The following is a 7252-nucleotide window of genomic DNA, read 5'->3' on the forward strand; positions in this document are numbered from 1 at the left end:
TGTCATCCGCCGCGGAGGAGGCGCACACCGTTTCCGTCGGGTGCCATCGGTGCGATGTGGATGGCGTGGTGCTTCGCTCTCGGGTCGGTGTGTTTCCTCATCGGCCCGGTTCCCGCCTACGCCGATCTGGTCGGCACCGGCGCCGACGCGGCCACCTTCTTCATCGGTTCGCTGCTGTTCACCGCCGGTGGCGCGCTGCAGACCCGGGACGCCGCAGCGGGCGGGCGCGCGCTCTGGTGGGCGGCGCTGATCCAGTCGGCGGGGACGCTGTTCTTCAACGTCACCACGTTCCGGGCGCTGCAGGTGGTGCTCGCCGACCCGGACTACGACCGGCTCGTCTGGCGGCCCGACGCGTTCGGTTCGATCTGCTTCCTGATCTCCGGGGTCATCGCGTACCGGGCGTCGCCGCGCCACGGCTGGTGGCCGGCCCGCGGCCGATCCGGCTGGTGGCAGCCCGCGGTCAACCTGCTCGGCTGCGTCTTCTTCGGCGTCTCGGCCGTCGGCGCCTACGTGGTGCCGAGCACCGGCTCGATGGTCGACGTGGCCGTCGCCAACGTGAACACCTGGCTCGGCGCGGCCTGCTTCCTCGCCTGCGCCGTGCCCGGCCTGTCACACTCCCGGGCGGCCGTCTCGTCCTGACTGCATGACCTCACTCGCCTTCACCAAGACCGGCGACGGGCCGCCGCTGGTGCTCCTGCACGGCATCGGCGGTTCGCGCGCGGCCTGGCGGCCGGTGCTCGACCGGCTCGCCGCGACCCACACCGTGTACGCCGTGGACCTGCCCGGACACGGCGACTCCCCCGGCCCCGGCGGCGCGCCCCGGCACCTGGCGCAGGCGGTGTCCGCCGCCCTGGACGAGCGGGGCATCGACGTCCCGCACGTCGCCGGCAACTCGCTCGGCGGCTGGGTGGCGGTGGAGCTGGCCGCGCTGCGGCCGGTCGCGTCGCTGACCCTGCTCTCCCCGGCCGGCTTCTGGCAGCGCGCCCAGCCCGCCTACTGCACCGTGGTCCTGCTGGGCATCCGGCTCGGCTGCCGGTTCGCCGGCCGGCCGCTCGCCGCGCTGTGCCGGTGGGCGTGGGGCCGCCGGCTGGTGTTCCGGCAGGTCTGCGCCCGCCCCGAGCTGCTCAGCCCGGACGACGCCCGGCGCAGCATCACCGCGATGGGCCGCTGCCCCGGCTTCCGGGACACCTTCCGGGCCGTCCGGCCGCTGCGGTGCGAGCCGGCCGCCGGCCTGACCGTGCCGGTGACCGTGGCCTTCGGGGACGCCGACCGGATCCTGCTCGCGCGGCAGTCCCGCTTCACCGGCGGGCTGCCCGCGCACACCCGGCACCTGCCGCTGCCCGGCGCCGGGCACGTGCCGATGAGCGACGACCCCGGCCTGATCGCCCGGACGGTTCTGGTGACCACCGGAGCGGTGGCCCGGTGACCGACCTCGCCGGCGCCTACGCGGCGGCACGCCCCCGGCTGGTCCGGATGGCGTACGCCATCCTGGGCACCGTCTCCGAGGCCGAGGACGTCGTCTCGGAGTGCTGGTTCAAACTGGTCCGCGCCGACCGGCAGCGGCCGGTCGCGGACGTCGAGGCCTGGGCGATCGTGGTCGTCGCCCGGGCCGCGATGGACGTGCTGCGCTCGGCCCGGCTCCGCCGCGAGACCTATCCCGGCCCGTGGCTGCCCGAACCCGCCCCGCCGCCGCTGGTCGACCCGGCCGACCGGATCACCCTGGACGAGTCGGTCAGCTTCGCGCTGCTGGTGGTGCTGGAGTCGCTCACCCCGCCGGAACGCACCGCCTGGGTGCTGCACGACGTGTTCGGCATGACCTTCACCGAGGTCGCCGCCGCGGTCGGGCGCACACCGGCCGCGGTACGCCAGCTCGCCGCCCGGGCCCGCCGGCACGTCAGCGCCGGGACGCCGCGGCTCGGCGTCGACCGCCGCCAGCACCAGCGGGTGGTGGAACAGTTCCTGGCCGCCGCGGCCGGCGGCCGGCTCGCCGACCTGGTGGCGACCCTCGACCCGCAGGCCGTGCTCACCACCGACGGCGGCGGCCGGGCCGGCTCGGCGCGCCGCCCGGTGCACGGCGCCGAGCGGGTCGCCCGTTTCCTGCTCGGCCTGCTGGAGCGGGCCCGGCCGGCGGAGACCCGCCTGCCGGTCGCGGTCAACGGCCTGCTCGGGATGGTGGTGCTCGACCCGGACGGCACGGTCGACACGGTCGTCTCCTTCACCGTCGCCGGCGACCTGGTCCGGCGGGTCGACTTCGTCCGGGACCCGGCGAAGCTGCGTTCTTTCCGGTTGCCGGAGCGCGGCTGACCCGACACGATTTCCGGTGATGGATGCGTACTCCAGCCACCTGCGGCCGGCCGTCTCGGTGCGGACCCGCGACCCCGACGAGGCTCGCGCGGTCTGCGGGGAACACCTGTACCCACGCTCGATGCGGCTGCTGGAACGCGGCGCCAGCCTGGACGCCCGCTTCGCGTTCCTGCACCTCGGCTCGCTGACCGTCGCCGACGTGCGGTACGGCGCAGCGGTGGCCGGCGTCACCGAGGCGCTGGACAGCTACCACCTGAACGTGGCCCAGTCCGGCCGGTTCTGGGCGTGCCAGGACGGCCGGCCGATCAGCGGCGGGCCGGACCACGCGGCGGTGTACCGCCCGGTCGGCCAGACCGAGCTGCACTACGCCAGCGCCGACTGCCACCTGCTCGCGGTCAAGGTCGACCGGCGGGCCCTGGAGACGCATCTGGGCGAGGTCCTCGACGTCCCGGTCCGCGACACCATCCGGCTCTCCGGCCGGGTCGACGACGGGAGCGCCGCCGGGCGCACCGTCACCGGGCTGGTCCGCTTCCTGGGCGCCGAGATCGACAACGCCGACAGCGCGTTCTACGAGCCGATCGTGGCGGCGCCGCTGGAGGAGGCGCTGCTCACCGCCCTGCTGATGGCCGCCGACCACCAGTACCGGGACCGGCTGCGGGACCGGGCGCCGTGGCGGCACGCCCCGCGCAGCATCCTGCCCGCGGTCGACGCCGTGCACGCCGAGCCGCAGCGGCCCTACACCGAGGCGATGCTCGCCGAGATCGCCGGGATCAGCGCAGGCCAGCTGCGTCTGGAGTTCCGGCGGCAGTTCGCGATGACGCCGCTGAACTACGTGCGGGAGGTCCGGCTGGTGGCGGCGCACGCCGAACTCGCCGGGACCGACGCCGGGCACACGACCGTGTCAGCCGTCGCCCGCCGGTGGGGCTTCCCGCGGACAGCCACGTTCACCGCCCGCTACCAGGCAAGATTCCATGTCCCGCCGGGGACGACCCTGCGCCGGGGACGCGGTTGACAGCGCATTTCGGATAGCCGACGCGTGCAACAGCTAGCGGAGCATCATCAGACGCCTACCCTGTGCGAACGACCCCTTCATCGGCGAGCTGCGGAGGGCGGATGGGCGACACGGGCTTCGAGAATCATCTGCTGGCGTACGCGCGGCTGGTGGACCCCTGCACGGCGACGGTCGTGGCCACCTCCGACGCGGGCCGGCTGGTCATTGCCGTCTCCGGCAGCATCGACGTCCAGGCCTCCGCCACGGTCGCCGACCAGCTCGGCCGGATGATCGGCGCCGGCGACCACGAGCGCGTCGTGCTCGACCTGTCCGGCGTGGAGTTCTGCGACTGTGCCGGAGCGCGGGCCCTGCTCGCCGTGCACGAGCTGGCCGAGGCCGCCGGGATCGCCTGCACGGTCGAGGGCCCGCGCCCGCACATCCGCTGGCTGCTGGAACTCACCGGGGTGGCCGCCGTCCTCGGTCTCACCCCCCAGGGGTGAGCCGCGCTCCGGCACACCGGTGCAATCTGGGCCGATGGGCTGGTTGATGTGGGGACTCGTGCTGCCGGTGCTGCTCGTCGTCGCGGGTGTGATCACCATCCGGCGGCGCCGCCGGTAGGCTCTCGCCCGTGCTGCGGATCCGGGCGTTCGAGTGGACCGACTACGACGCCGTGGTCGCGGTGTGGGCGGCAGCCGGCCGCGAGGTGGTGCCGCGCGCCGAACTCGAGGCCAAACTGACCCGCGACCCCGAGCTGTTCCTGGTGGGCGAGTCGCACGGCGCCGTCGTCGCGGTGGTCATGGGCACCTGGGACGGGCGGCGCGGCTGGATCCTGCGCCTCGCCGTGCACCCGCGGAACCGCCGTCAGGGCATCGCCAGCCGGCTGGTCGCCGAACTGGAGTCCCGCTTCCGCCGGCTCGGCTGTCCCCGGGTGAACCTGCTGGTCATGCCGGACAACGAGGCCGGGCTGCGGTTCTGGCGGGCGCTCGGTTACCTGCCCATGCCGGACGTGCTGTGCACCAAGCCGCTGCCGGCCGCTACCTGACGATCCGGGCGAGCAGGTCGCCGGCGGCGGCCCGGGCCATCGGCAGCAGCGGCGTCGAGCCCATCAGCGCCACCTCCTCGGCCGGGGAGGTCAGACCGTCCAGGAAACGCAGCACCCGGCCGGGCGGGTTGCGGGTGAACAGCCGCTCGAAGAAGGCCGGCGCCGCGACCAGGCCGCGGTCCCAGGCGCGCAGCGCGACCGCGTCCATCCACAGGTGCCGCCGCGGGTACGCCGCGGGCGGCACCGGATCACCGCCGGCGGCCAGGGCGGCGGCGATCCCCTCGGCCTGCCGGCGCATCGCGGAGAACGTGTAGCCGGTCGACGGCCGGGTCGCCCCGCCGGCGGTGCCCAGCCGCACCACGCGCGGCGACGGCCGCCGCGCGAACGGCGCGTCGGTCATCGGGATCGCGCCGTCCTCGACCTCCTCGACGGCCAGCTCCGGAAGATCGAGAAGCTTCAGGTACGAGCGCAGCGCCGTCTCGTACCCGGCGTCGTCGAGGCGGGCCGGGGAGAACTCGGTGTACTCGATCAGCCCGGTCCGTGGGCCGGTCGGCAGCACGTAGCCGAACGACACCCCGTGGGCGGGCTGCGGGGTGCGGAAGTCCATCAGGATCGCCGACGACGGGTCGAAGACGTCCCGGTCGGCGCGCACCCACCAGCCCCGGAAATGCTGCAGCCAGAACGTGCGGCCGGGACGGTGCGGCGCGGTGGGGCGGGAGTCGAGGGCCCAGGCCGCGCGGACGATCGCGGCGCCGCCCGCGTCGCGGACCGTGACCGAGGTGCCGTCGTCGTCGAGCGCGGCCGCGCTCGCCCGCACCGCCTGGACGCCCAGCCGGTCCGCGGCCTCGTCGGCCCGCGCGAACACCGGCCCGGAGCGCACCATGGCGTAACGCATCGGCGCGAGCTCCAGCCGTTGCGCCCCGCCCGGCCCGTAGAGGTCGACGTGCGACCAGGCGGCGTCCAGGATCGGGTCGAACGCGTCCCGCGGCCCCGTCCAGAACGCCCAGGTCCGGTGCGGCCGCGCGGTCTCGACGGGGTCCACGGTGGCGATCCGCAGCCCGCGCACACCGTGCCGGTCCAGCGCGTCGAGCAGCAACGACGTGGCGCCGCCATATCCGATCAAGGCAAGGTCGACGTCCACCAGCGCCATTATGCCGACCGGGCGTGACCGTCCGGTCAGCGGCGCAGCAGGGTCCGCAGGATGTCGGCGGCGTGGGTCCACAGCAGCGCGCCGCCGGCATCGGGCACCAGGTGGCGCCGGGCGTGCGGGAGCCGGGCCGCGAGCGAGGCGCCGAAGTCGGGCGAGTGCACGGGGCTGGTGTCGGCGGCCCCGTACCAGAGGTCCACCGGGACCCGGATCTGCGCCGGTTCGAACGGCCACCGCGCCGAGGCGAGCACGGTGTCGCGCGCGTATCCGGCCGGGCCCGGCGCGAGCGCCTCGGCCATCGCGTGCCGGTATGCGCCCTCGAACACCGGATCGGTGTAGACGGCCCGGTCCGGGCCGGCGGCCATCGCCAGGATCCGCTGCCAGAAGCCGTCGGCGTCGCCGAACCCGGCGAAGAACCTCTCGGCGGCGGCCGGATCGGAGCGGACCGCCTCGACCATCGCGGTCACGTCCGGGGTGAGGGCGGCGGCGAACGACGGGTGCGCCAGCTCGTCGGTGCCGGCCACCACCGCGGCCGCGGTCAGGATCCCGGAGGCGGCGCAGGCCAGCAGGAACGGGGTGCCCTGCGAGAAGCCGACACCGCGAACCTCCCGCAGCTCACGCAGGCGGACCAGGTCGGCCACGTCCGCGGCAAAGTCGAGCAGGCCGCGGCCGGGCGCCGGGTCGGAGCCGCCGAGGCCCGGCCGGTCCACCGACAGCAGGCGCACCCCGAGGCCGTCGACGAGATGGCTGCCGAACGCCAGCGACCGGCCGGTGGCCGCACCGGGACAGAACAGGACCGGGACACCGTCCGGCGGTCCCCACTCGGCCCAGGCCAGGTGCCGTCCGCCGGGCAGGCGGGTGACGCCCAGCCGGTGCGGTGCTGCGGTGCCGTACCTGTCTTCTCCCACAGCGGGCCATTCTGGCGGGCCGGCGCCGATAGCGCGCCCGGTTATTCAGCCGGGCCAGGTCGCGGGGGCGCGGCCGTAGGCGGGTGGCAGGCACGGCCACGTCAGCGGGCGGCCGTCGAGCAGGCCGGGCGGGCGGATGCTGCTCCACCCGTCGCCCAGGTCCGCGCGGTAGGCGTCGGTGTCCGGCTGTTCCAGGCCGGCGGCCCGGCCGGGGCTCTCGTCGAGCAGCCAGCGGGCGGTGCGTTCCAGCGACACCGCCACGTGCGCGACCTCACCGGTGCGGGCTCGGCCGGCCAGCGCGGTGAGCACGCCGGCGGCGAGCAGGTAGCCGGTGGCGTGGTCGAGCAGCTGGCACGGCAACGCGCCGGGCCGGGTGCCGCCGGCGCCGGCCGCCCAGCCGATGCCGGTGGCGATCTGCACCAGGCTGTCGAAGCCGCGCCGGCCGCTCCAGCCGGGAGTGTCGCCCCAGGCCGAGAGGGTGGCGACGACGGTGCCCGGGTGCCGCTCGGCGATCTGGTCCGGTTCCAGGCCGAGGCGGCGCAGCGCGCCCGGGCGGTAGCCGGTCACCACCACGTCGGCCTCGGCGACCAGCCGGTGCAGGGTGCGGGCGCCCTCGGGCGTGGCCGCGTCCAGGGTCGTGCTGGCCTTGCCGATGATCCCGTCGACGGCGTGCAGCGGCAGTTCCGGCCGGTGCGGGTCGTCGACGCGCAGCACGGCGGCGCCGAGCGCGCCGAGCATGCGGGTGCCGACCGGCCCGGCGATCACCCGGGTCAGGTCGAGCACCCGCAGGCCGGAGGCGGGCAGCGGACCGGGCGGGGGCAGCGGCTCACCCGGGCCGGCCGGCACGATCGCGACCAGCG

9 protein-coding genes are annotated in these 7252 nt (G+C 75.6%); 6 read left to right on the top strand and 3 right to left on the bottom strand.

The window, feature by feature from the left end:
• Nucleotides 1-54 precede the first annotated feature (54 nt).
• The 6 genes from AB0F81_RS36515 to AB0F81_RS36540 all read left to right on the top strand — a co-directional run bounded on the left by AB0F81_RS36515 (nt 55) and on the right by AB0F81_RS36540 (nt 4337).
• A complete protein-coding gene (locus tag AB0F81_RS36515; protein WP_360204942.1) occupies nt 55-639 on the top strand; it encodes a hypothetical protein in 585 nt (194 codons plus the stop codon).
• A 4-nt stretch (nt 640-643) separates the two neighbouring features.
• Nucleotides 644-1426: an alpha/beta fold hydrolase gene (locus tag AB0F81_RS36520; RefSeq protein ID WP_360204945.1), complete on the top strand. Its 783-nt coding sequence runs from the start codon at nt 644-646 to the stop codon at nt 1424-1426.
• On the top strand, nt 1423-2304 hold the full coding sequence (gene sigJ, locus AB0F81_RS36525; protein ID WP_360204947.1) for an RNA polymerase sigma factor SigJ: 882 nt from the start codon (nt 1423-1425) through the stop codon (nt 2302-2304). Before AB0F81_RS36520 ends, sigJ begins: the two co-directional genes overlap by 4 nt.
• 19 nt (nt 2305-2323) lie before the next feature.
• Nucleotides 2324-3316: an AraC family transcriptional regulator gene (locus AB0F81_RS36530; RefSeq protein WP_360204950.1), complete on the top strand. Its 993-nt coding sequence runs from the start codon at nt 2324-2326 to the stop codon at nt 3314-3316.
• Nucleotides 3317-3417: 101 nt separating this feature from the next.
• Nucleotides 3418-3795, top strand: a complete 378-nt coding sequence (locus tag AB0F81_RS36535; RefSeq protein ID WP_360204953.1) for an STAS domain-containing protein — start codon at nt 3418-3420, stop codon at nt 3793-3795.
• Nucleotides 3796-3923: 128 nt separating this feature from the next.
• Nucleotides 3924-4337: a GNAT family N-acetyltransferase gene (locus tag AB0F81_RS36540; RefSeq protein WP_360204955.1), complete on the top strand. Its 414-nt coding sequence runs from the start codon at nt 3924-3926 to the stop codon at nt 4335-4337.
• On the opposite strand, the gene AB0F81_RS36545 is transcribed toward AB0F81_RS36540, so the two are convergent.
• The 3 genes from AB0F81_RS36545 to AB0F81_RS36555 form a co-directional block, all read right to left on the bottom strand.
• Nucleotides 4330-5487: a lycopene cyclase family protein gene (locus AB0F81_RS36545; protein WP_360204958.1), complete on the bottom strand. Its 1158-nt coding sequence runs from the start codon at nt 5485-5487 to the stop codon at nt 4330-4332. The genes AB0F81_RS36540 and AB0F81_RS36545 overlap by 8 nt on opposite strands.
• Nucleotides 5488-5513: 26 nt before the next feature.
• Complete coding sequence (locus AB0F81_RS36550) at nt 5514-6338, bottom strand: alpha/beta hydrolase (RefSeq protein ID WP_360204964.1); 825 nt, start codon at nt 6336-6338, stop codon at nt 5514-5516.
• 99 nt (nt 6339-6437) lie between these two features.
• Nucleotides 6438-7252: CoA transferase (locus tag AB0F81_RS36555; RefSeq protein WP_360204961.1), on the bottom strand; the 815-nt coding region annotated here is incomplete at its 5' end.

It is taken from the genome of Actinoplanes sp. NPDC024001 (assembly GCF_040638955.1).
In the GTDB taxonomy this organism is placed as follows: domain Bacteria; phylum Actinomycetota; class Actinomycetes; order Mycobacteriales; family Micromonosporaceae; genus Actinoplanes.

Bases quoted from the DNA above. Each gene is read 5' to 3' on its own strand.
- AB0F81_RS36520 (WP_360204945.1), top strand. From the start codon at position 644: ATGACCTCACTCGCCTTCACCAAGACCGGCGACGGGCCGCCGCTGGTG.
- AB0F81_RS36545 (WP_360204958.1), bottom strand. From the start codon at position 5,487: ATGGCGCTGGTGGACGTCGACCTTGCCTTGATCGGATATGGCGGCGCC.
- AB0F81_RS36535 (WP_360204953.1), top strand. From the start codon at position 3,418: ATGGGCGACACGGGCTTCGAGAATCATCTGCTGGCGTACGCGCGGCTG.
- AB0F81_RS36515 (WP_360204942.1), top strand. From the start codon at position 55: ATGTGGATGGCGTGGTGCTTCGCTCTCGGGTCGGTGTGTTTCCTCATC.
- AB0F81_RS36530 (WP_360204950.1), top strand. From the start codon at position 2,324: ATGGATGCGTACTCCAGCCACCTGCGGCCGGCCGTCTCGGTGCGGACC.